General features: G+C 52.9%; 21 protein-coding genes. 9 read left to right on the top strand and 12 right to left on the bottom strand.

What is annotated here, in order from left to right:
- The first annotated feature begins 40 nt into the window (after positions 1–40).
- From araG to BMI79_RS01750, 6 genes are all read left to right on the top strand, one after another.
- On the top strand, positions 41–1,564 hold the full coding sequence (gene araG, locus BMI79_RS01775; RefSeq protein ID WP_076940116.1) for an L-arabinose ABC transporter ATP-binding protein AraG: 1,524 nt from the start codon (positions 41–43) through the stop codon (positions 1,562–1,564).
- A 17-nt stretch (positions 1,565–1,581) separates the two neighbouring features.
- Complete coding sequence (araH, locus tag BMI79_RS01770; protein WP_076940115.1) at positions 1,582–2,565, top strand: L-arabinose ABC transporter permease AraH; 984 nt, start codon at positions 1,582–1,584, stop codon at positions 2,563–2,565.
- Between the two features lie 144 nt (positions 2,566–2,709).
- On the top strand, positions 2,710–3,627 hold the full coding sequence (gene araC / locus BMI79_RS01765) for an arabinose operon transcriptional regulator AraC (RefSeq protein WP_076940114.1): 918 nt from the start codon (positions 2,710–2,712) through the stop codon (positions 3,625–3,627).
- A gap of 79 nt (positions 3,628–3,706) precedes the next feature.
- Positions 3,707–4,747, top strand: a complete 1,041-nt coding sequence (locus BMI79_RS01760; protein WP_076940113.1) for an oxidoreductase — start codon at positions 3,707–3,709, stop codon at positions 4,745–4,747.
- Positions 4,748–4,780: 33 nt separating this feature from the next.
- Entirely contained in the window at positions 4,781–5,779 is a 999-nt protein-coding gene (locus BMI79_RS01755; protein ID WP_076940112.1) for a bile acid:sodium symporter family protein, read from the top strand.
- 14 nt (positions 5,780–5,793) lie between these two features.
- Complete coding sequence (locus tag BMI79_RS01750) at positions 5,794–6,120, top strand: hypothetical protein (RefSeq protein ID WP_076940111.1); 327 nt, start codon at positions 5,794–5,796, stop codon at positions 6,118–6,120.
- 41 nt (positions 6,121–6,161) lie between these two features.
- Here the strand turns inward: BMI79_RS01750 and add are convergent, their stop codons facing one another.
- The 3 genes from add to malX all read right to left on the bottom strand — a co-directional run bounded on the left by add (position 6,162) and on the right by malX (position 10,246).
- Entirely contained in the window at positions 6,162–7,160 is a 999-nt protein-coding gene (gene add / locus BMI79_RS01745) for an adenosine deaminase (RefSeq protein ID WP_076940110.1), read from the bottom strand.
- Between the two features lie 272 nt (positions 7,161–7,432).
- Positions 7,433–8,614, bottom strand: coding sequence for a MalY/PatB family protein (locus tag BMI79_RS01740; protein ID WP_076940109.1), 1,182 nt, complete (start codon positions 8,612–8,614; stop codon positions 7,433–7,435).
- A 48-nt stretch (positions 8,615–8,662) separates the two neighbouring features.
- Entirely contained in the window at positions 8,663–10,246 is a 1,584-nt protein-coding gene (gene malX / locus BMI79_RS01735; RefSeq protein ID WP_076940108.1) for a maltose/glucose-specific PTS transporter subunit IIBC, read from the bottom strand.
- A 210-nt stretch (positions 10,247–10,456) separates the two neighbouring features.
- Between malX and BMI79_RS01730 the strand changes: the two genes are divergently transcribed.
- Positions 10,457–11,488 (top strand): Mal regulon transcriptional regulator MalI, encoded by a 1,032-nt coding sequence (locus BMI79_RS01730; RefSeq protein ID WP_076940107.1) that lies wholly within the window; start codon positions 10,457–10,459, stop codon positions 11,486–11,488.
- 126 nt (positions 11,489–11,614) lie between these two features.
- Here BMI79_RS01730 and BMI79_RS01725 read toward each other — a convergent pair whose 3' ends face one another.
- The 9 genes from BMI79_RS01725 to BMI79_RS01685 all read right to left on the bottom strand — a co-directional run bounded on the left by BMI79_RS01725 (position 11,615) and on the right by BMI79_RS01685 (position 22,384).
- The gene (locus tag BMI79_RS01725) at positions 11,615–13,099 is read right to left on the bottom strand and encodes a pyridoxal phosphate-dependent decarboxylase family protein (RefSeq protein WP_076940106.1); all 1,485 of its coding nucleotides are present in this window, start codon (positions 13,097–13,099) and stop codon (positions 11,615–11,617) included.
- A 21-nt stretch (positions 13,100–13,120) separates the two neighbouring features.
- Positions 13,121–14,419, bottom strand: a complete 1,299-nt coding sequence (locus BMI79_RS01720; RefSeq protein ID WP_076940105.1) for a SidA/IucD/PvdA family monooxygenase — start codon at positions 14,417–14,419, stop codon at positions 13,121–13,123.
- Positions 14,416–15,393 (bottom strand): type 1 periplasmic-binding domain-containing protein, encoded by a 978-nt coding sequence (locus BMI79_RS01715; protein WP_076940104.1) that lies wholly within the window; start codon positions 15,391–15,393, stop codon positions 14,416–14,418. Before BMI79_RS01715 ends, BMI79_RS01720 begins: the two co-directional genes overlap by 4 nt.
- On the bottom strand, positions 15,390–16,526 hold the full coding sequence (locus BMI79_RS01710) for an NAD(P)/FAD-dependent oxidoreductase (RefSeq protein ID WP_076940103.1): 1,137 nt from the start codon (positions 16,524–16,526) through the stop codon (positions 15,390–15,392). Before BMI79_RS01710 ends, BMI79_RS01715 begins: the two co-directional genes overlap by 4 nt.
- Positions 16,519–18,027, bottom strand: a complete 1,509-nt coding sequence (locus BMI79_RS01705) for a methionine--tRNA ligase (protein ID WP_083704344.1) — start codon at positions 18,025–18,027, stop codon at positions 16,519–16,521. The genes BMI79_RS01710 and BMI79_RS01705 overlap by 8 nt, the downstream gene beginning before the upstream one ends.
- On the bottom strand, positions 18,024–18,389 hold the full coding sequence (locus tag BMI79_RS01700) for a cupin domain-containing protein (RefSeq protein ID WP_076940101.1): 366 nt from the start codon (positions 18,387–18,389) through the stop codon (positions 18,024–18,026). Before BMI79_RS01700 ends, BMI79_RS01705 begins: the two co-directional genes overlap by 4 nt.
- On the bottom strand, positions 18,389–19,747 hold the full coding sequence (locus BMI79_RS01695) for an aspartate aminotransferase family protein (protein ID WP_076940100.1): 1,359 nt from the start codon (positions 19,745–19,747) through the stop codon (positions 18,389–18,391). Before BMI79_RS01695 ends, BMI79_RS01700 begins: the two co-directional genes overlap by 1 nt.
- Before the next feature lie 3 nt (positions 19,748–19,750).
- Positions 19,751–21,076, bottom strand: a complete 1,326-nt coding sequence (locus BMI79_RS01690; protein WP_076940099.1) for a SidA/IucD/PvdA family monooxygenase — start codon at positions 21,074–21,076, stop codon at positions 19,751–19,753.
- 414 nt (positions 21,077–21,490) lie between these two features.
- Entirely contained in the window at positions 21,491–22,384 is an 894-nt protein-coding gene (locus tag BMI79_RS01685) for a LysR substrate-binding domain-containing protein (protein WP_076940098.1), read from the bottom strand.
- 109 nt (positions 22,385–22,493) lie between these two features.
- On the opposite strand from BMI79_RS01685, the gene BMI79_RS01680 reads away from it, so the two are divergent.
- Positions 22,494–23,912, top strand: a complete 1,419-nt coding sequence (locus BMI79_RS01680; protein WP_241679962.1) for an MFS transporter — start codon at positions 22,494–22,496, stop codon at positions 23,910–23,912.
- Positions 23,909–24,532: a glutathione S-transferase family protein gene (locus tag BMI79_RS01675; protein WP_076940096.1), complete on the top strand. Its 624-nt coding sequence runs from the start codon at positions 23,909–23,911 to the stop codon at positions 24,530–24,532. Before BMI79_RS01680 ends, BMI79_RS01675 begins: the two co-directional genes overlap by 4 nt.
- The last annotated feature ends 24 nt before the right edge of the window (positions 24,533–24,556 follow it).

The raw sequence follows: 24,556 nt of genomic DNA, 5'->3' as shown, positions 1-24,556 counted from the left end.
TACGCGGGCGGCGTTATGTCAACACCATGAGGAAAGCATTATGACCGCCGTAACGCCCTATCTGGCTTTCAAAGGCATCGGTAAAAGCTTCCCCGGCGTAAAAGCACTGGATGACATCAGCTTCAGCTGTCAGGCCGGGCAGATCCACGCGCTGATGGGGGAAAACGGTGCGGGCAAATCCACGCTGTTGAAGATCCTCAGCGGCAATTACGCTCCGAGCCAGGGTGAAATCATTCTCAATAGCCAGCCGGTACAGTTTGCCAATACCACCGAAGCCTTGAACGCCGGTGTGGCGATTATCTATCAGGAATTGCATCTGGTACCGGAAATGACGGTGGCCGAGAACATCTACCTTGGCCAGCTGCCCACCAAGCTTGGGCTGGTGGATCGCAAACTGCTGCGCTACGAGGCCCGGCTACAGATGGAGCATCTTGGGCTGGATATCGATCCGGATACGCCGCTGAAATACCTGTCGATCGGCCAGTGGCAGATGGTGGAGATCGCCAAGGCGCTGGCGCGCAACGCCAAAGTGATTGCCTTTGATGAGCCCACCAGTTCGCTGTCTGCCCGTGAGATTGAACAACTGTTCCGTGTGATCCGCGAACTGCGTGCCGAAGGGCGGGTGATCCTGTACGTCTCGCACCGTATGGAGGAGATTTTTGCCCTCAGCGATGCGATCACCGTGTTTAAAGATGGCCGCTACGTGCGTACCTTCGACGATATGCAGCAGGTGAATAACGCTCAACTGGTGCAGGCCATGGTGGGGCGCGATCTCGGCGATGTTTATGGCTATCAGCCGCGTGAAATGGGCGTGGTGCGTCTGCAGTTGGATGGTTTCAAAGCCATGGGGGTAAAAACCCCGATCGATCTCAGCGTGCGTGCCGGGGAGATTGTCGGCCTGTTTGGCCTGGTGGGGGCCGGGCGCAGCGAACTGATGAAGGGGATTTTCGGTGCCACAGCGGCCAGCGCTGGCCGTTTGCTGCTGGACGGGCGGCCGCTGACGATCCGCTCCCCAATCGATGCTATCCGTGCCGGGATCATGCTCTGCCCAGAAGATCGCAAGGTTGACGGCATCATTCCGGTGCACTCGGTACGTGACAATATCAACATCAGCGCGCGGCGCAAAAGTATCAAAGTCGGTTGCCTGATCAATAACGCCTGGGAAACCCGCAATGCCGATCACCACATTCGTGCGCTCAATATCAAAACGCCCAGTGCTGAACAACTGATTATGAACCTTTCCGGCGGCAACCAGCAGAAGGCGATCCTGGGCCGTTGGCTGTCGGAGGAGATGAAGGTGATCCTGCTGGATGAACCGACGCGCGGTATTGACGTGGGGGCAAAGCATGAGATCTACCAGGTGATCTATGAGTTGGCGCAGCAGGGTATTGCAGTGCTGTTCGCTTCCAGTGATTTACCTGAAGTACTGGGGCTGGCGGATCGCATCGTCGTGATGCGTGAAGGGGCCATTTCCGGTGAGCTAAGCCATGATGATGCCACTGAGGAACTGGCCCTCAGCCTGGCAATGCTGAACACCCCTAATATCGCTGCGGCGGTGGCCTGATTGTGAAGGAGAAAGAGATGTCGACCATGACAACCCATTCGGTAAAAAACCGCAGCGGCCAAGGGCTGGCGCGGATCTGGGACAGTTACGGCATGCTGGTGGTATTTGCCGTGCTGTTTATTGTCTGTGCGCTGTTTGTGCCAAACTTTGGCAGTTTTATCAATATGAAAGGCTTGGGCCTGGCGATCTCCATGTCCGGCATGGTGGCCTGCGGCATGCTGTTCTGCCTGGCCTCTGGCGACTTCGATCTGTCGGTAGCCTCGGTGATCGCCTGCGCGGGGGTTACCACTGCGGTGGTGATCAACATGACTGAAAGCCTGTGGATTGGCGTCACGGCAGGGCTATTGCTGGGCGTGCTCTCCGGGCTGATCAACGGCTTTGTGATCGCCCGGTTGAAAATCAACGCCCTGATCACCACGTTGGCCACCATGCAGATCTTCCGTGGGCTGGCTTATATCATCTCCGACGGCAAAGCGGTGGGGATCGAAGATGAGCGTTTCTTTGTTCTGGGGAACACCAACTGGCTGGGGTTGCCTGCGCCGATCTGGCTCACCGTGGTCTGCCTGATCCTGTTTGGCTTCCTGCTGAACAAAACCACCTTTGGCCGCAATACGCTGGCGATTGGCGGTAACGAAGAGGCGGCGCGTTTGGCCGGGGTGCCGGTGGTGCGCACCAAAATTATCATCTTTGTGCTTTCCGGGTTGGTGTCGGCGGTGGCGGGGATTGTTCTGGCTTCGCGCATGACCAGCGGCCAACCGATGACCTCGATCGGCTATGAGTTGATTGTGATTTCTGCCTGCGTGCTGGGTGGGGTATCGCTCAAAGGTGGGATCGGCAAGATTTCTTACGTGATCGCCGGGGTGCTGATCCTGGGAACGGTGGAAAATGCCATGAATCTGTTGAATATCTCGCCGTTCTCGCAGTACGTGGTGCGCGGCGTGATCCTGCTGGCGGCGGTGATTTTTGACCGCTACAAACAGAAAGCCAAACGCACGGTGTGAGGCACAGCGCAGTTTTGCGATCGGCCCGAGCGGCCTTCACTCTGGCTGATAAACTCGCTATAGCTTTACGGCACGATCAATTCCCTCTCCCTTGGGGAGAGGGTTAGGGTGAGGGAATATAAGCATGATACTTTCGGAGGCCAGATGTACCATCGCATAGTTCAGGAACCTCAACCGAATCCGCTGTTGCCGGGTTACACTTTCAATGCCTATCTGGTCGCTGGGCTGACGCCGATCATGGCTGACGGGCCGCTGGATTTCTTTATCGATCGCCCCGGTGGGATGAAAGGTTATATCCTCAATCTAACCATCAAAGGCCAGGGTAAAGTGTTTGACGGTGAAGATACTTTTTACTGCAATCCTGGCGACCTGCTGCTGTTTCCGCCCAAGGCGGCGCACTACTATGGCCGCTCGCCAGAAAGCGACTGCTGGTATCACCGCTGGGTTTACTTCCGCCCGCGTGCCTACTGGGCCGACTGGCTGGAATGGCACAGCAAAACCCACCAGGTGGGCCGCCTGACGTTGCCGAACAATAATCTGTTGCTGGAGTTTGATCGGCTGTTTGCCAATATCGAGCAGACTCAGCGCTCCGGCCGCCGCTTTGCCGAAGAGATGGGCATGAACCTGCTCGAACGCCTGCTGCTGCGGGCGATGGAAGAAGACCCTCTCAGCCCGCAGAGGATTATGGATCCACGGGTGATCGAAGCCTGCCAGTTTATTACCGGCAACCTGGCCGGTGAGCTGCGCATTGATGAAGTGGCACGCCACGTTTGCCTGTCGCCATCGCGCCTGGCGCACCTGTTCCGCGAGCAGGTGGGGATCAACATTCTGCGCTGGCGTGAAGATCAGCGGGTGATCCGCGCCAAACTGCTGTTGCAGACCACGCAGGAGTCGATCGCCACCATCGGTCGGGTGGTGGGATATGACGATCAGCTCTATTTCTCGCGGGTATTTCGCAAGCGGGTGGGCGTCAGCCCGAGCGATTTCCGCCGCCGTAGCCTAGAAATCAATTACCCGGCGAACGGCTTTGGCGATCACGCTTTAGCAACGGCATCCCGTTAACGTTGAATTTACTGCTTGTGACTGCCCGCGCCATGGTGTCAAATCGCGTTAATCGATGTGTAGGCAAGAGAGGAACACCATGGCTGAGAAAATCCGCGTTGGGCTGGTCGGTTACGGCTACGCCAGTAAAACATTTCATGCACCTTTGCTTGTGGGAACGCCCGGCGTGGAGCTGGCCGCCGTCTCCAGCAGCGACGCCGCTAAGGTGCATGCCGACTGGCCGCTAATGACGGTGGTGAGCGATCCCCAGGCACTGTTTAGCGATCCGTCCATCGACCTGATCGTCATCCCGACCCCTAACGACACGCACTTCCCCCTGGCACAGCAGGCGTTGGCTGCCGGTAAACATGTGGTGGTTGATAAACCCTTTACCGTGACGTTGTCACAAGCACAACAGCTGCAACAGCAGGCGGAGCAGAGCGGCCTGCTGCTTTCGGTATTCCATAACCGCCGCTGGGACAGCGATTTTCTGACGCTGAAAGCGTTATTAAAAGAAGGCTCGCTCGGGGAAGTGGTGTATTTCGAATCTCATTTCGATCGCTTCCGCCCGGAAATACGCCAGCGTTGGCGTGAGCAAGCAGGCGCGGGCAGCGGTATCTGGTTCGACTTGGGGCCGCATCTGATCGACCAGGCGTTGCAACTGTTCGGCAAGCCGGAAACGCTGTTTGTCGATCTCGGCGAGATGCGCCCGGGTTCACAGTCAGTGGATTACTTCCATGCGGTGCTGAAATACAGCAAGCTCCGCGTGGTGCTACATAGCACGGTGCTGGCTCCTGCCGCATCCGCGCGCTATATCGTGCATGGTACGCAGGGCAGCTTCGTTAAGTTTGGTTTGGATCCGCAGGAAGATCGCCTGAAGGCCGGAGAGCGCTTGCCGCAGGAGGATTGGGGATATGATATGCGCGACGGCGTGGTGACGTTGTCACGTAATGGTGCGTTAGTGGAACAACCCTTGTTGACCATTCCCGGTAACTATCCCGCCTATTATGCTGCGATCCGTGATGCGATCAACGGTGTCGGCCGCAACCCGGTACCGGCCAGCGAAGCCATCAGCGTGATGGAAATGATCGAGCTGGGCATCGAATCCGCCAAGCAGCAAAAAGCGCTGCCGGTCGCTTAACAATAGAACCTGTGTTCAAGGAATCTCGCTGAAATGTCCTGGTTGCAACGTTTGCGTATCGACAAGTTTTTGCTGGTACTCGTGCTGGTGGTGCTTGTCGCTTCGATTTTCCCCTGCGAAGGGATATGGAAAACCTTTTTTGCCCACCTGACCACTGCCGCAATCGCATTGCTGTTCTTTATGCACGGCGCCAAGCTTTCACGCGAGGCGATTATTGCCGGCATGAGCCATTGGAAGCTGCATCTGGTCGTGTTCCTTAGCACCTTTGCCCTGTTCCCATTGCTGGGGCTGGCAATGAATCTGCTGGTGCCTGGCATGATGACGCCAACCGTTTATCTGGGGTTCCTCTATTTATGCGCGCTACCGGCGACGGTGCAATCGGCGATCGCCTTCACCTCTGCCGCGGGCGGCAATGTGGCGGCGGCGATTTGCAGCGCTTCGGCCTCCAGCATTCTCGGTGTGTTTCTTTCACCGTTGCTGGTCGGGGCGCTGATGCATACCCAGGGAGGTGATACCGATGTGCTGCACGCCATCGGGGCGATCATCCTGCAATTGATGGTGCCGTTTATTATTGGCCATCTGGCGCGGCCATTGATCGGTAAATGGGTCGATCGCCACCGTAAGCTGATCAATCTCACTGACCGTTCATCAATATTGCTGGTGGTGTATACCGCGTTCAGTGCGGCGGTGGTAGAGGGGATCTGGCACACCATTGATGGCTGGTCGCTGTTGACGATCCTGGTGATCTCGTTAGTGTTGCTGACGGTGGTGTTGATTATCAATACCTACGCCGCGCGCGGGTTGGGGTTCAATACCGCCGATGAGATCACCATTGTGTTTTGCGGTTCGAAAAAGAGCCTGGCCAACGGCATCCCGATGGCCAACGTGCTGTTCCCGGTTGCCGCCGTTGGGGCGATGGTGTTGCCTCTGATGATCTTCCACCAGGTGCAATTGATGGTGTGCGCGGTGCTGGCACAGCGCTATGCGCGTAAAATGGCGAAAGAGCAGGCGGTTGCCGTAGCGGCTAAATGAAAATGGGGAACGCAATGACTCAAGTGGTTGAAATCTTGCAATATCGGCTCAAGGCTGGCTCAGGTGAACGTTTTCATACCATTATGCAGGAACACAGTGTGCCACTGCATAATCAGGCGGGATTGGTAGTATTGGAATATGGCCTCTCACTGCATGCGTCAGACGCCTATTATCTGATGCGTTTGTTTGATGGCGTCGATGAAATGGAACAGGTGTTGCATCATTTCTACCACAGCAGCGCCTGGCGCGCAGGCCCTCGCGCCGAGATTGTTGCGCTGATTGAAGAAAGCCACCGCGTGGTGCTGCCTTACAAGAATGGCACATTACCGTTGGTTGATTAGTGAGAAAGAGGTGGGTTCTCCACCTCTTGGCATCTCGCTCGTTAACTCCGAACCTTTTTACACAATGCCTGTTTTTCTGCCTCGCTGAGGAACGCCATTTTCAGGCCGTTTTCTTGAGCGCTGCGGATTTCTTGCGGCGTTAACCCGGCCTGTGGCGCAGCCACGCGGTATTCATGCTCAATCTCAATGCCCTGAACCGCCGGATCGTCGGTGTTGATGGAGGCTAATATGCCGTGGCGCAGGAAGATCGCCAGGGGATGTTGAGCTAGTGAAGGCACCGTGCTGGTCTGGATATTCGAGGTCAGGCAGGACTCGATGCCAATAGCATGCTCGGCCAGGAAGTCCATCAGCGCCGGATCCTGCACCGCTTTAACGCCGTGGCCGATGCGTTCCGCCCCCAATTCACGGATCGCCTGCCAGATGCTTTCCGGCCCGGCGGCTTCGCCCGCATGGATGGTAATACGCAGGCCAGCGTCGCGGGCGCGCTTGAAATGGTTGAGGAACAGGCTGCCAGGGAAGCTTAACTCATCGCCAGCCAGATCCAGCGCCGTGACACCGTCACGGTGTGCCAGTAGTCCCTCTAACTCTTGCTGACAAACGTCCGCGCCAAAGGTGCGGCTCAGGATACCGATCAGGCGTACATCAATGCTGCGATCGCGGCAGCCGGAGCGGACACCGTCGATCACCGCTTCCACAACGCCAGCCACGGGCAGGCGGTGTTTTCGTGCCATGTAATAGGGCGAGAATCGCAACTCTGCGTAGTGCAAGCCGGCATTCGCCGCATCCTCCACGTTTTCATAGGCCACACGGCGGCAGGCATCCAGATCGCCCAGCACGGCTACGCCCCAATCCAGTTTTTGCAAAAAGCTTATCAGATCGGGTTCGGTATGGGTGATTTGCACATGCGGGCGCAACGCTGCCAACTCATCGGCGGGTAGGGTGAGATTAAACTGGCGGCCGAGATCGAGAATGGTTTGAGCACGAATGTTGCCATCAAGGTGGCGGTGAATGTCGGTAAGCGGCAAGTTGGGATCAATCATGTTAGGCACTCGTTATGTTGTTATACCCGCCATGCTTTAAGTTGCTGGGGTGTTTGCTAGGTGTTTTGTCACCTGCAGGCAACTCGAATTATTTTGGGTATAGCGAGAAAGTGCGTATCAGTATAAGAACAAATGAGTGAAAATCACCATCAAGTTGCATAAAAAAGTGATTTAAATCACACTTATTCGAAGGGTAACAAAAAGCAGGAGCAAGGCCTAATGCTGGTCAGCTAAGGCTAACCAGCATTAAGCTCAAGGCCTGCGATTTTTATTTACTGATTTTCCAACACAAATTTCAGCCCGGCAATCAGCTTATCCATCCCAGCCTCTACCTTGCTGCGTGGGCAACCGACGTTCAAGCGCAGGAAACCGCGGCCTTCTTCACCGTAGGTAAAGCCCGGCATGATGGCAACTTTTTCGCGCTCGATCAGCACCTGCTGCAACTGGCGATCGTCAATACCCAGCGGGCGCAGATCGATCCACGCCAGATAGGTGGCCTGCGGTGGTTGCCAGTTTAACTGCGGGAAGGCCTGATTGAGCCGCTCGGCAACGTAGGTGAGGTTATCTTGCAGATAACCGCGCAACGCATCCAGCCAAGGTTCGCCATGGCGATAGGCTGCGATGTGGGCCGCGACGGCTAACACCGCCGGAGAAGAGAGCCCATCGCGGTTTTTCAACGCCAAGGTGTAGCTTTCACGCGAGCTATCGTCGCTGATAAAGCCGTAAGCGCCGGTCAGCGCCGGAATGTTGAACGTCTTGGAACCGGAGGTCAGCAATGCCCATGGTGACCTGGCCACCTGGCTCCATGGCGTGTGGCGCTGCGCGCCCCAGGTCATGTCCATATGGATTTCGTCGCTGATCACCTTCACATCGTGGCGTTCGCACAGTTCAGCCATCTGCTCCAGCTCCTGCTGGCTCCACACTTTGCCCGTTGGGTTCTGCGGGCTGCATAGCAACAGGATCTTGGTCTGCGGGCGGGCCAGCAAGGCTTCCAGATGTGCCATATCACACAGCCAGTCGTTATCGACTTTCTGCAGCGGGCATGGCAACACCTGGCGCTGATTGCCGAGGATCACTTTATAAAACGCATCGTAGGCCGGGGTGTGGGTAACGACGAACTCGCCCGGTGCTGACCAGAGGCGAATCAACTGCGCCACCATGTAAATCACCGAAGGGCCATAAACCGCCATTGAGGTATCGATAGGGGCATTAAAACGTTGCAGATACCAGTGCCGCAGCGCACCGAGAAAATCCTCGTGCTGCCAACGGCTGTAGCCCAGCACGCCGTGCTGCAAGCGCTGTTGCAGGGCATCGAGAATGCAGGGGGCAGTAGCGAAATCCATATCAGAAATGGTGAAAGGCAGCAGGTCGGCCGAACCGAACCGGTCAGCAATGTAATCCCACTGGGTACACCAGGTACCGTGACGATCGACCGGGGTGGAAAAATCAAACATATGTAGCTCCGGATTGGGGCGCAGCATAGGCTGCGCCCGGAGAGGGATTTATGCTGTGGCTATCAGTGAGTCTAATTCATCTTTCACCGATTGTACCTGCGGGCCAATCACCACCTGCAGATTATGTTCATTGAGATGAACCACACCGATGGCACGGTTGGCCTTCAGCGCGGCATCATCCACTTTGCTCATGTCGTTCACCGACATGCGCAGGCGAGTGATGCAGTTATCCAGTGACACGATATTCTCTTTGCCGCCCAGCGCGGCCAGGATCGCAGGAACGTTGTAGCCGGATTTACCGACGGCACCGACAGGGGCGCTCTGGGTGGCAGTGGTTTCAGCCTCACGGCCCGGTGTTTTGATGTTAAAACGCTGGATAGAGAAACGGAAAATGCTGTAGTAGACCGCGAACCAGATAGCGGCCACGACCGGCACCCAGTACCACTTGGTCGCGGTGCCGTGCAGGATACCGAACACCACGAAATCAATAATGTTACCGTCGGTATTACCGATGGTGACGCCCAGCAGAGCCATCACGGTGAAGCCCAGGCCGGTGAGCACCGCGTGGATCAGGTACAGGAACGGGGCAACGAACAGGAACAGGAACTCGATCGGCTCAGTCGTGCCGCCCACCACACAGGCGACGACGCCGGAAATCAGCAGGCCTTTAATTTTATGGCGATTTTCCGGTTTGGCGCAGTGATACATTGCCAACGCGGCACCCGGCAGGCCACCGAGGAAGGCTGGCATTTTACCCTGCGACAGGAAGCGGGTAGCGCTTTCAGCAAAGCCGTGGGTGGTTGGGCAAGAAAGCTGTGCCTGGAAGATGGTCAACGCACCGCTGACCTCACGGCCACAGACATCCAGCGTGCCGCCCGCTTCGGTGAAGCGGATCAGCGCCACCAGAATGTGGTGCAAACCGAACGGCAGCAGCAGGCGCTCGCCGGAGCCGAAAATCATCGGCCCAAAGATGCCAGCGCCGTTGATCATCCGGCCCAGGCCGTTGATACCAGCAGCAAACCACGGCCAGATCAGCGGGATCAGCAAGCCACACAGGCCCAGCACTACGGTGGTGACGATCGGCACAAAGCGGGTGCCACCGAAGAACGCCAGTGCATCCGGCAGGCGGATGGTGTTGAAACGCTCATGCAGCAGATAAACGATAATACCGACGATCACCGCGCCAAGGATCCCGGTGTCGATCGACTGGATCCCCAGGATGTTCTGGATATTGTTGGCCTTCAGCACCAGCGGATCGCTGGAAGGCAGGATGCCCGCGGTGGTCAGGTAGAAGTTGGTAGCCAGATTCAGCACCGCAAAGCCGACAAAACCAGAGAACGCGGCTACGCCTTTGTTCTCACGCGCCATACCTAGCGGGATGGCAATGGCGAACATCACCGGCAGGAAGCTGAAGGCAAACGAACCGATCTTGCTCATCCAGGTGAAGATCAACTGGAATACCGGATGACCGATAAACGGCAGCAGGGTGATAACGTCACGGCTGCTTAATGAACTGCCGATCCCCAGCATAATGCCGCAGAACGAAAGTAGCGCGACGGGCAGCATAAATGTTTTGCCCAGGCTTTGGAAAAACTCCCAAAGCGTGATTTTTTGTTTTTTGGACGCTGGCATAACCGACGACTCCTGGCGAAAAAGCATGCAATGTTGTGTATACCCGATTTAGGTAAAAATAAGATAAAACGTTTTACCTAGCAAAAATGCGCCGCCAGTCACAATTATGCACCAGGCTTTGCGGTGACAATAACAAGACCAGTAAAACGTTTTACCGCAGAAAGAGATTCGGTATACCCTTTATTGCCAGATAACTGTTTTGCAGAGGCTATGACTATTAAAAAGATCACCATCACCGATGTTGCGCAATTGGCCGGGGTATCCGTGACCACGGTATCTTTGGTGCTGAGCGGCAAGGGGCGTATTTCCCCGGCGACCATGGCCCGGGTGAATCAGGCGATCGAGCAGCTTGACTATGTGCGTAACCGCCAGGCGGCAACGTTGCGCGGGGGCGAGTCGGGTGTGATTGGGCTGATCCTGCGCGATATCTGTGAGCCGTTTTATGCCGAAATGACCGCCGGGCTGAGTGAAGTGCTGGAAGCCAATGGCAAAGTGCTGTTCCTGACGCAAAGTGGGCGTGAAGGGAAAGGGCTGATGCGCTGTTTCGACACTCTGTTGGCACAGGGTGTCGACGGGATGGTGCTGGCAGGCGGCCTTCGTTCCGTCAGCGGCCTGAAAGAGAAAGCCGAAGAGCAGGGCGTGCCGTTGGTGTGCGCGGCGCGTTCCAACGGCTTGGAAGGTGTTGACGTGGTGCGGCCAGACAATATGCAGGCGGCGAAGATGGCTACCGAATTTCTGATCAAACGGGGTCACAGCCAGATCGCCTATCTTGGCGGGCAAAGTGACTCGCTGACGCGCGCCGAGCGCTTGGGGGGATTTTGTGCCACGTTGGTGCAGTACGGCCTGCCGTTCCGTTCTGAATGGATCGTCGAGTGCGACTGTCATCAGAGGGCGGCGGCAGAAGCGGCAGAAAATCTGCTGCGCCAGTACCCTAATATCAGTGCGCTGGTGTGCCATAAGGCGTCGGTGGCTTTAGGCGCCTATTTCGGCATTGTGCGCAGCGGCCGCAGCATTGGCTCGGAAGGGATGGACAGTTTCTACGGCCAGCAGGTGGCGCTGATCGGTTTTGGCGATGTGCCGGAAGCCGAACTGACCGAGCCGCCGCTCACGTTTATCTCCAGCTCTGCGCGCGAAGTTGGGCGCAGCGCGGCGTCTCGGCTGTTACAGCGCATCACCGATGGTGATTTGTCGCCGCAGAACGTGATCTTGCCGCCCACGCTGATCAAGCGCGGATCGGCGTGACGTGCCGTGTACGTTTTTCGCGCATAAAGTCAATTCAATAAAGAACCATAACTTGAGCGGCATATTCTCAACCTGCCGCCCAGCGTTGATTGTAGAGGCCACGCGGGTAGCCCCATACGTCAGTCTTTACTGCTCCAGAGTAGATTGATCGGGTGTGATAGCGGTACGATAAACCAGAGATCGCGCATTATTCAAAGCAGTAATAAGGTTATCAACATCTGCCGTCACAGAGCGGAAACTCGTTATGCAGGTGCGAAAAACCTTGTTTTTGGCAAATACCGTTGAAGATAACCAGACTTTGTTGGCTGTCAGTACCTGTTCAAGAATCAGGTCAACATCACCGTTCAACACATCACGGAAGCATATCACTGGCAGCGTAGTTACATTCACCACAACCCAGTCGTTCTGTTCTAATGCCATTTTCAAATAGTCCCCCAGTTCGACCTGATAGTCGATCATCTTGCTGAAGCCTTTTCGTCCGAGGATCGCCAATGGTAAAAACAAGCGTAACCCATTGAAGCGCCGGGACCATTGAACGGAGTTTAGATAAGGATCTTTGTTGATGCTGTCGCCCACCGGCATGTAGCTGGTCGTGACGGCAAAAGGCTCACTCAACAACCCTTTATCTGCACAAATGAATATTCCTGTTCCCATTGGCGCAGTCAGCCATTTATGTGCATCTAATGTGAACGAGTCTGCCTCGGCAATACCTGTAAGCAGCGAGGCGTGCTGTTCACTGAGTAGAATGGCACCCGCCCAAGCTGCATCAATGTGGAAATAAAGGTCATACTCTTTAGCCACCACCGCCAATTCTCTCAGCGGGTCTATGCTCCCCGCATTGGTGGTCCCAGCAGTCCCTACCAGCATGAATGGCATAAAGCCGTTTTCCAGATCTTCGCGTAATACGGCATTCAGCCGCACAATGTTCATCTTCCCAGCACTATCAACGTCAACCAAACGCACCGCGTCGTGCCCAAGCCCACATTGCAAGGCAATCTTCAACCACGCCAGATGGCTGTCTGCTGAAATGTAGATCACCGGTCGTTTGGCCTGAATTTGTAAACCATGCTGAGCAAAACCTTTAACCTTCTGTGTCAAGGCGCAAATCATTGCCGTGCAGTTCGCCTCCGCCCCCCCCGTGGTGAATGACCCCCCGACAGTTTTTGCATCGAAGCCGGCCAGTTGGCCGAGGTAGTTGACCAGCTTTTCTTCGATATCCACACAGGCCGGAGCATGGCTCCAAACCGCCAACTGTGGGTTATAAAGGCCAGTAATAAAGTCTGCCACGCAGCCCCAAAGGGATGTCGAAGGATTGAACAGGCCAAAATAGTTTGGGCTGGTGACATGCACGATACCCTGTTCCAGCATGTTCAACACATCAGACAGCACCACTGCTGATGGTTGGCTGCTATCAAAGTCATAGCATGAAAGGATCTCGCTAATCTCGGCTTTGGACATCTGCGGATTGATTTTAAGGCTGGGAATATGGTTCGAGTAACGGTCAACGACGCTTTTGAGAAACTCGAATATCTCGGCACGTTCACGCTGTTCAGGGAAAAGCGAAGCAATGATTTCGCCGCTAATATCGGTATCTACAGTCAATTTTGTCATGATGGTACTCCGCGATCAGGGCTAGATGGCATAGTCAATAGGAGCGTTCGAGCATGCCTGTATTGACTTGTAGATCGCCCCGGCGCGGAAGGCCACCGCAGAGAACGATTGTGCATCACTGATGCCGTGTGTGCGTTCAGAAAGCCCGTTAACATAAACATGCACATCGTCGCAACCGTGCAGTTTCACTTTGTAATCACTACCGACGACAAGTCCTCCTTCGGCATCTTTAACCAAGAAGTCATCTAACTGAATGAGCAACGCAGGTACGATGGGTTGTTGGTAACCGGTGCCAAGGGCAATGGCATCAACGTCATAATCACTCTGCGCGCCGGTGAACGAATCACGCAGGGTGACATGATAGCCTTGACCCGAAGGCATCAAGCTCAGTAGTTCCGTATTGACTACCATCTTCAAGCGTTCTCGACCTATCACTTCATCTTCATAAATCACCGAGTACAAATGCTGGCTTTCGTCGGTGTCAATTCCGGAATAGTTGGTGCTTTTTACATGATTAAAGAAACGGTCGCGGCCTTGGTCGTCCAGTCCTTTAAAGTATTCGATGCTTTCCGGCAGGAATACCAGATTAGGAAACTGGCCTAATTGGGCGATTTTGAAGCCGATGGATCGATGTAGCGAAATAATGTGAACGTCACCATATTTGCCGATAAGATCGGCAATAACTTCACCCGCACTTTGGCCTGAGCCTAACACCAGCCAGCGCTTGGGAATATTTCCCTTGAAGGCATTGAGCCGCTCCAAATATTCGCAAGCATGGAATACATGGCTGCCAAGATACTCACGATACACTTCAGGTATTTGAGGTGAAGATCCGTTTGAGAGGATGAGTTTCTTGGTCGTGTAGCTGAAATCATCACCCTTAACGCAAAGGCCAACCAGTTGACCGTTCTCTAGCATTGGCACTATCTCCGTCACGGCACTGTTGTATTGCACTTTATTACCAAGCTTCTGTGCCACCCAGCCCATGTAATCCGACCATTCAAAGCGACTTGCAGGGCGTCCCAACAGCCCGAACTTGAACAAACGGTTTTTTTCTTTCAAATACATAGCAAAACTGTAAGGACTTTGTGGGTTACGCGGGGTCACCAGATCACGGTAGACGTGATGGTTAATATCAGTATTGGCCAGGAGCAAGTTAGGGTGCCAGGTACAAGCCTCTGTTTTTTCCAAGGCCAGAAAAGCCTTTCCTCCTCTTGCCGTGGGCTCTTCATCGAAGATACACGCAAGAGCCAGGCCCGCAGGACCGCAACCAACACATAGAGTGTCGATATAGTTAGACGCCTTCAATATATGATTCATTTGAGATAGCCCTCTGGTCGTTTAATCATTCCGATGGGGTGGAGTTGTTGGGCTTTGCTGTTGGCCCACAAGCACAAAGGAGCCAATAAGTTTTCCCCCTGTTGAAAACGAAGCTCTCCAAGTGAGGTGGAGAATGAACAACGGTTGAGGTCTGCAATCAAATTCTCTGATTTCGCCTGCAGTTGGCTAACAATTTCGAAAGCTGCGATGGTCTCTAGAAAAAACACACTGGGCATGGCGTGATAGCGTTTCACGTATTCATGTACGCAAGGAGCCTGTGGGTTAACGAGCTTTGCTGGAGCAAAACCAATGCCATGGATTTGCCCCACAGCCATCGATTGTGGAATGACAAGCTGGGCGCAGGCGGCATCATCGGTAAGGATGATGTTGCCACTGACTCCTTTGTCTTCACAGTCTTGCAAGAACATGGCGCTGCGGTCTCCCGTACCAATGAAGACGATATTTGAGGCTCCGGCCTCTTGCACCAGACGTGGAGCGTAATCGGCCAACGTACTTTTCAGAATACTGGCAAGTTTTTTCGCGTACGGCGATTCATCACTGAAAACATCGAATTTGACTTCCACATCTGAAGGAAACAGCGACAGCAGTGCATGTACAATGTTGTCATTGTTGGCGCACAAGCGAAAAACAAGGTTCCTATCGTGCGTCAAACAGGTGTCAGTGGCGGTAGGTAATAACATGGGAATTGATTGCTCAGCATAAAGAGGTAGGGCACCCAAGGCTGAGTTGCTGGCATAGTGACCGACCACGATATCAACACCCGCAGACACAAGAAACTCAGCGGCTTGAGCACCGCCATCCAGCGATCCATAATCTTCGCAACAAATGAATTCTATGGTTTTTGCAGCAAACAGGCTCTGGTAGATACGTAATGCCCGTAGCACCGTTTCTGTATGTATGGATTTTGCGGGGTCGAGAATGGCCGCAAATCCACAGCGCAAAGGCTTACTCATGGCACCCCCTCCTGAGAGGGAAAGCGTGAGGCAGAAAATATCCCTGCCATTTGTGTATCCGGTAAGCTCCCTTTTGTCGCCTCAGATAACAGCGTGTTTTTGACTCGTTCGGCCACCGCTAAAGCAATTTTGTAGCCAATCCCGCAGAACCCGGCGATCCCCATACAACGTTGGTATTCATCAACAAAATCAATTATTGGCCGACCGTCGGCGGTATAGGAGTCAAATCCCTTCAACACGGACACTACATCGGTTGGTATGTGCATAAGCTTTGACCCGCTAAGCCGCTCCAGAATATCGGGGATGATCAATTCTGTTGCATAACGTAATGATTCGGGCTCGGAAGCCGAGGCACGAATCTTCGATCCTGCCTGATAAAACCCACCGTTAAGAGGAATGATATGAGTACCGGTCTGGGTATCGATGATCGGTAAGGGGGATTCACGGGCCGTGCTTAGGCTGGCCAACGGAATGCTTCTGGTCTCTATCGGCAGGTGTTTGACCAGTTGTCTCGACCAGGCACCAGCGGCAAGCACCAGATAATCTGCTTGGAGGTGATAATCACCACAACGGGCAAAGACCCCCGTGGGCGTAGAACCGATTTCATCAACTTGAGTGTTTTCCAGCACCAAATTGCCATAGGATTGCACCAGATGACTCAGGTCTCGCGCCGCTTTTCTGATATCACCGAAACCACCTTTGGCTTCATACAGTAAAGTACGTACGTTCTCTTTAGAGTAACAACCATGGCTGATATCGGAAGCTACGTCCTGGCTTACCAACCGCATGGGATACAAATCATCGCTGTACTGAGTGATGCAGCGCGAGATTGAGTCATCATTAAACTGGCTTTTTTCACAGGCGTAGAGAATGCCGCAGCGTCGAAGACTTTGCGCAAACGCTTTGCCTACCAGGCTATTTTCCATTAATTCAATGCTGGTACGAGCGAGTCGTGCAATCTCCCGATCGGGGTCGTAGAGCCGAAATAAAGCTCCGGAGAATTTTGTGGCGCCGTTGCCACCGACAGTTTCCTTTTCCAGCAGCGATACCTGAAGCCCCTGAACGGTAAGGTTTGCGGCTATCGTTGCACCGATGATGCCGCCACCGATCACTATCACTCTGGGCTTATTCATCTTTACTGACCTGCCGCAACCCCAGCAGAGCATTGAACGCCGTACGCTCATCAAAGCCGAGTTGCTGCTGTAGTGCTTGGGATAGTCTTGGCATGGTGGGTTCACTCAGCAGTGCAAACAAGACAATACAGTTACGTGGTTGTTCACCGGCATTGAGCTGGACTTCGATAATTTCGAGTAACTGCATTAGCACTGACGCAATACTCTTCATAGAAAAATCATCGTGCTGCGCCCCCTTTTGCCACTGTCTTATGAGGTCAGTTTCGTGTTCTGACAGCATGAGGGGATGGGGCATTTTTCGAGATACATCTGGTACTGAGATAGCTGATACGATTTGCGGTAACAATTCGCCGAAGATATGTTTCCGCCAAGCCCAAAAGGCCTCCACCGAGAAATTTTCGCTTTGTTCTTCCGGTGTGACCAGCGAAACATAGAAACGTACACTGTCGACACAAGCATCGCTGACGAGATCTCTGACCCAAATTGCATGGCTACGGCTGGTGGAGAAATCTATCCCATCAAGTTTCAAGAACGCATTGGTATAAAACACGTTCTTGAACTTGAAGCGCTGATCCAGTAGCACTTGCGCGGGGTAAGCCAAGACATGACTGTAGGAACAGTCCATACCGAGGAAATTGACAACATGTGTCGTCGGGTCGAATAACAGTTCGTAAGCATCCTGAGGAGATGCGCTCTGCTCGGATAGTTCCTTGAGTGCAGCAAAGTAGCCCGCTTGCCCCATGAACCATGTGTGTACACGATGTGCTTCATTTTTGTATAACTTCAGCCCTGATTCACCAGGACGCGTTATGCCCCAGTCGGTTAGGCCGCGTTCAAAGGCGTCATTGAGCCAGGTACGCAACTGTGTACGCATCGGTGCTTTTTCGAGGTGGGTACGCAGTGCCTGCGCCACCATTGGCAGTTTGAGAAACATGCGTTCTACAGACTTGTAAACCAGCGACTGGTTGCAAAGTGTACACCTGAGGTCAGTCATCTCCGGCGAGTCTGGTGCCATTGCGCAGAATTCACACTGGCTTGGGTCAGAGCTGTTTCCGCAATGATTACAGCCTCCTCGGGCAAATGCTTCATAACCCCAGATTTGGCAGTGCTCGCAGTAAGGTACCAGGCTGGTTTTCAATTCAATCAGGTTATGTTCCAAGCCGAACTCGTATAGCATCTGTACCGCATCTTCAAAGTGGCGGTTTTCATAGGATTCGAGCCAATGATCGATATGGATATCAGTCATGCGCAACGATTCCTGGATTTTCGCCGAGTTGACTTTGGCCAAGGTGACTTCGTTAATGCCGCTTTCCAGCGCCTTGCGTTTCAAGTACGACTGATAGTCATCCGAATAAGAAACCAGGTAACAGCGTGCCCCTTTAAGGCGTTGAGTGCGCGTGAAAACGTCAGCGCTCAGGAATGGCCCGGCGATATGTCCAATGTGCAGATCGCCGTTTGGGGTTGGGGGAGTGATGGTGACGATGAATTGGCCTGACATCATTGCTCCTCCAGTTTGTTCAGAAATTGGCTAGCGCTCTTTTTGTCCCACCAAATTGAGTAGAAATGAAAATCTTCATTGCTGTTGTTTCTCACTGAATGTTCAGTATTCAATGGCAACAGGACGAGATCGCCTTTTTCCGCCTCGATAAAGCGCTCGCCGATTCGTACTTCAGCATGTCCATGAATAGCAATGAACAGTTCATACTCATCGTGAGAGTGACGGCGGCTCTCAGTACCGGGGTGCACAACGCACCAGGCTCCACCAAAGGGTGCGTTCATTCCATCCCATGGCAACAGTCGTGAGCCATCGAGGTCATATTCATGAATTAGCGTATCCCAGTTCATTTTGCGGAAAACATTCATCAATGGATCTCCTCGATTGCGTTCGTTTGTTCGAACAAGACGCGTTCGAGTACATTCAGCGCTTCGTTGACACATTGAGGGCTGACGTTGAGGGGAGGCAGCATCCGCAGAACCGTATCGTCACGACCACCTAGTTCAGCAATCAAGCCACGCCGCAGAGCGCGTTTCTGGATCTTCGAAGCGGTAACGTCACAGGCTTTACCTGTCACAGGATTAAGGATCTCAACGCCGATCATTAAACCCAAACAACGGATTTCACCCAGTAGGGCAAAGTCGTGCTGCAGCTCAGCAAGGCGTACCCTGATCTGTTCAGAACGTTCACATACGTTGTGCAGAATGGCGTCACGGTTGATCACGTCGATAGCTTTGCTGCCAGCAATAAAGGCAAATTGATTGCCACGGAAAGTACCGATATGACTACCGGCAGGCCAGGGCGCCAGACTTTTTTTATAGAACATCAGTGCGCATGGAAGCCCGATACCACTTGTACCTTTAGAGGTCACAAAAATATCCGGTTCAATTCCGTATTGCTCGAAGGCGTACCAGGTACCGGTTCGACCACAGCCGGTTTGAATCTCATCGACAATAAGCAGGATGCCGAATTTTCGCGCGAGCTGATAAACACGTTCAATAAAGCCTTTATCAGCGATGTAAACGCCACCTTCACCTTGAACCAATTCCAGGACGATCGCTGCAACATTACCCAGCCCTGAATTGGCATCCTCCAGGGCCGACTCTAGCAGCAGTGCTGCATCGATCTGGTTCGAATTCAATACCGCGCTTGCCGCAGATGTGGAGGTGGAGCCGAAAGGGAAAAAATGTACGCCGGGCATCTTGCCGAGGACATTTTTCTTCATTGCCCGGTTACCTGTCAGCGACAGGGCACCGTTGGTACAGCCGTGATAACCACCACGAAAACTGATGATTTCATCAGCCCCGGTGGCCACTTTAGCCAGTTTAATTGCGGCTTCGACAGCGTCGGCACCTGTCGGGCCACAGAAGTGTATAAGATACGCGTTGCGGATCTCCTCGGGCAGCATACTTAAATGCGCGTCGATGAAGCTTTCTTTGGCTGGTGTTGGGAAATCCAAACCTATACACAACTTGTCGGCTTGCTCAATCACCTCACCAACCAGTTCGGGATGAGAATGACCAAGGGGCAGGGAACCCGCGCCCGAAAGAAAATCGATGAACACATTGCCATCTACATCCTGAACATAACAGCCTTTCCCTGCTTCCAGAGAAATAGGTAGGCGTTTGGGATAGGAAACCGCGGTGGATTCTTGTCGAAGTTGTTTTTGGAGTGCCTGCAACGAACGCGGACCAGGTATTTCCATTCGCACATTGATTGTGTTCATGTTCTAGGCTTCCGTTTTCAATGAGTGGGTAAGGTGGTCGGTACAGGTACGCAGCTTGTTGATAGAGTCGGCGATTTGTTTCGAACGGAGTGAAACCAAGCTGAGTGAGCCAGCGTCACCCATACCGTGGGAGGATTCACACAGCCCATTAAGGTATAACCCGAGCTTACCGGCATTGGTCAATTCAAGGCGATAGTCACGTCCTAACTGTATCTCCCCAATGTCGTTTTTATGGAGGTGCGGATAGAGGTCATTAAGCAGCGGTGGGCAAACTTCTTGATGCTCATAAGGACCGATGTCACGGAATCCCGTTGCTGAAACCACCAGATCCACTTGTACTCGCTCGATCTCCTCATCACTATGCGCCGTAGCCAACTCAAGCGAGACTTTAGTCCCGTCCATCACTGCATTGGTAATATCGACAGAGTTATGGATAGTTAATTTTTTATTCCCAAAGTATTTATCCCGGTAGATTAACCGATATAACTCATCCAACACATCTGCATCAGAGGCAGAGTAATTGGTCAGATTTAAATCATCCTTTAAACGTTGCTTATACACAGCCTTACTGTTGTAGAACGTATCGACGAAATCCGGGAAATAGACTTCGCCAGTGAAAGGTGATGTGTCCTTTAAACGATAACCAAATTTACGGGAGATACCGTGGAGGGTCACCTGCGGGAAATTATTAGCAAGATAAAGCATAATCTCAATCGCTGACTGACTTCCGCCTACCACTGCGATACTGTTGACAGTGCCAGAAGAGATACGTTCGGTGACTGACTTGAAATTTGCGCCGTGGATGAGATTATTGTGCTCAACGGCATTAAGAACTTGAGGAATATACGGTGTACGGCCTGTCGCGATAACTAAATTGTCGCAGGTGATGATTTTCCCCGTGTTGGTGGTGAGTTTGAACCGTGCTGAACCTTCGAGTAACGGTAATAGCCTGACCGTCTTTACGGTTGTTGAATATTCTACCGCTCCATCGAAATGCCCTGCGGCCCATTTGATATAATCACGATATTCGTAGCGATAGGGAAATTGCAGGCCCAAATTAAAATGCTCAAACAAGCGGCCTTTTTTAAATAAATAATTTGTAAAAGAGTAGTGGCTTCTGGGGTTGCGAGGGGTAGCAAGATCACGTAACGGATGATTCTGAATATCAGAGTTTGCCAGTAATAAACCCGCTTGCCATTCGCTGGATGGCGCACTTTCAAAAAAAATACATCGTGTCCCTGGAAAGTCCTCTTCTAACGTGATCGCCAGTGCGATATTTGAAGGGCCAAAACCTATGCCAACTATTGAATAATGCGCATATATGCTCATTTTGCTCCGTTGAGCTTAGTGACTTATTATGGAAACTGCTAAGATATTATCCCATCCCATTTCTTACTTGTTGCTATAAAATTCAAGCAAGAAATGTCAGGATTATGTTTGCGAGCAATGTAGACCGTAGCACTAGTATTTTTTATCGTATAATCATTTAAACTAAACTTATCATTTAGTTTTTCTGAAGTTAACATGAAGAGGTCATATCTTTTGGGTGCGCTTACGGCTGTTTTTTCGTAAAACCTGTTCAACTCCAGTACAGAAATAGCAGTGCATAATCATTTGCTACTTCAATGCTCTAAATAAGAGTGTCTGATAGTTGGTGAGTGAGTGGATGGTCAAAAATATAAATTGATAAATCACCACCGAATTTTATGGTTTAGTATTGACGTATTAAATACTGAATATGAGCTACGGCAACGTATTTTGCGCTTCTTCCATAACCCAATCCACAAACGCTTTCACTTCTGGTCGCTGCATTGCATCCTGTTTGGTCACCACATAGTAAGCGAAGCGCGCGGGCCAAGGTTTGTTCAGCACTTGAACCAAACGCCCAGCGGCGATTTCTGTCTGCGCATATTCCAATGGTACCAAGGCTAACCCCTGGCCCGCTTCCGCCGCACGAATAAGCAGAAAATCATCTTCAAAAGCTGTCCCTCGTTCAGCTCGTTGGTCTTTGGCAACGTTATGCGCCGCAAGCCATAAAGGCCAATCGGCACGGTCAGAATCATGCAGCAGTGGGTAGTTCAGGCAGTCCCTTGGTTCCTTAAGCTCAGCGCTCTCAGTGACAAGGCCAGGGCAAGCAACAGGGATTAATACCGGCGCCATCAGGCGCATAATGTTAAGCCCAGGATAAATACCCAAACCATGTCGCAACGCGACATCAACTCGCCCTCGATGCATATCTACCGTGGTTGATGTGGCTTCAATTCTCACTTCGATGTTCGGATAGCGTTGGGTGAAACGGCCCAGGCGGGGCACCAGCCAGGATGCGGCGAATGTGGCTACCGTACTGACAGTTAACGTCTGCCGCACTTTGATTTCACCCAGAGTTTGCGCGGCCTTTTCGATTTGCTCGAACGCCAAGAGTAGCGAAGGGTAAACGCTAGCTCCAGCTTCGGCCAGGCGCAGCCCTTGTCGTTCACGTGTAAATAGTGTTACTCCGACCCGATCTTCCAACAATCGTATTTGTTGGCTGACTGCCCCAGAAGTAACGTTCAGTGCACTCGCTGCCGCTTTGATGCTGCCTAAGCGGCCAACTTCGACAAAAGCGCGCAAAGCCAATAATGGAAGCGATGAGGCCATAATATTTAGTTTTCCTAAAGGCTATATAAAGAAACAATCATTTCCAATAACCAAGCTGGAAGGGGATCATGCATCACTTTTAGATTAATTGCATTAATTTAGGAAATCTATGTTTACTTCAAATGTTCGTATGAACAGTTCGCAGTTGCGGCTTTGTTTAATCTTGCTCTGCACTACTCAATTTGTCGCACTGCTCGATTTCTCTATTACCATGATTCCTTTACCGCAGATCCAGGAAAGCCTGGGCTTCACTCCTGGCGCATTGCAGTGGGTCATTAACGCCTATGGTGTGGTCATTGCAGGGTTTCTGCTACTGGGGGGGCGTGCTGCCGATATGTTTGGCCGTCGTCGCGTATTCCTGCTCGGTCTAGTGATCTTCACTCTCGGCTCATTACTCGGTGGTTTCTCTCAGAGCCCTGCGATGCTCATCATCACCCGCGCTGTGCAGGGTTTTGGCGCGGCGTTGTTTTCACCGGCCGCCTTCTCCTTGTTACTGGCAGTGTTCCCCGAACAAAAACAGCGTAATCGTGCACTCGGTGCCTGGACGGCCGTTGCTGCCAGCGGATTCGTTGCAGGTCTGATCCTGGGGGGGATCATCACCGATCTACTGGGATGGCGCTGGGTTCTATGGATCAACGTGCCGGTTGGCGTATTCGTCATCGCGTTGACCGGACTTCTGCCTGAGGGACGGCCCGATAGTGAAAGCGCAGTGAAAAGTCTGGACGTATGGGGGGCCATTTTAGTTGCCGCAGGGGCAGCAACGCTGGTTTTCGCCTTTGCTAATAGCGAGCATGTTGGCTTAACTTCTCTCACCACATTGGGTTTGATTGTTTTGTCGCTGATGCTGCTGGCTTTGTTCGTTTGGGTGGAGAGCCAGGTTGAATCACCCTTGATGCCTATCCCCATCTTTTGGCGACGCCTGACGGGCGGAGCGAATCTGGTGTCACTGCTGGCGAATACCGCTTTGGGGCCGACCTTTGTCGTTGTGGCACTTTATATGCAAGAGATCCTGGGCTTCACCGCTACGCAGGCAGGGTTGGGATTACTGCCGATGGCTGCCGCTTTTACGCTGTCCAGCGCCTGGGCTGGCCCAGCCCTGATCGCCAAGGTGGATACCAAACCGGTCATCCTGGGGGGGATGGTGTTGTTCATCGCGGGGCTTGCCCTGTTAGGGCTCTCTCTGGCGGCTGATGCCTCATGGGCGGCATCTATCCTGCCTGGAACCCTGTTAGCGGGCATCGGCTACGGTATCGCTTTCCCGGCGTGGACGGTGGCCGGTATTGAAGGGGTGGATGCCGTCGATCACGGGCTGGCTGGCGGCATGCTCACTACGACGCAGGAAATCGGTTCCGCTGTCGGGTTGGCGATCGGTGTCGCCATCAGTATTGCAGCGCTGGCTGGTGGAGACAGTGCTGCACAGGGTTTTAGCTACGCCATTCTGGTTTCCGCGGGCATGGTAGTGATAGGGTTAGTATGCGCGGCGCTGATCCTGCCGGGTAAAACGACAACGTTGGGGACGGTACAATGATCCAGCTCTATACCGATAGCTCACCCAACGGCTTCAAGGCCACGATTGCCTTGGAAGAGTTAGGCCTGCCCTATACCTTACGGCATGTCCGTATCGAGGAGGGAGATAACCGCAAACCTGAGTTTCTGCGCCTTAATCCCCACGGCCGTATCCCCGTTTTAGTGGATAACGATACCGGGATCACGCTGTTCGAATCTGCTGCAATCCTACTCTACCTGGCTGAAAAAACAGGCCAATTACTCTCTTCGACGCCCAAAGTCCGTTGGGAAACGCTTCAATGGTTGGTATTTCATGCGTCGAGCGTCGGGCCATTAATAGGCCAGCGAGTCTATTTTGAGATATTCGCTGCCGCTAAGATCCCTGAAGCCGTTGCTCATTATCGTCGGTTGACCGATGAAGCCTTTGCCACACTGGACAACCATCTGGCCACACACGCTTACATGGCCGGCGATGATTACTCCATTGCCGACATCGCACATTTTGGTTGGACTCACATCATGCGGATTATCGATTTTGATTTCAGTACATATCGACACCTGAGTACCTGGCACGAACGAGTAGCGGCGAGGCCTGCGGTACAGAGAGGTATCGCTTTACCTGCCCTCGCAACGGGCGCATGAACTTGGCTTTTCAAGGAGTAAGCA

The organism is Serratia oryzae, from assembly GCF_001976145.1.
Taxonomy (GTDB): domain Bacteria; phylum Pseudomonadota; class Gammaproteobacteria; order Enterobacterales; family Enterobacteriaceae; genus Chania; species Chania oryzae.
The sequence above is the reverse complement of the archived record's forward strand: the minus strand, read 5'-3'. Positions and strand labels throughout refer to the sequence as shown.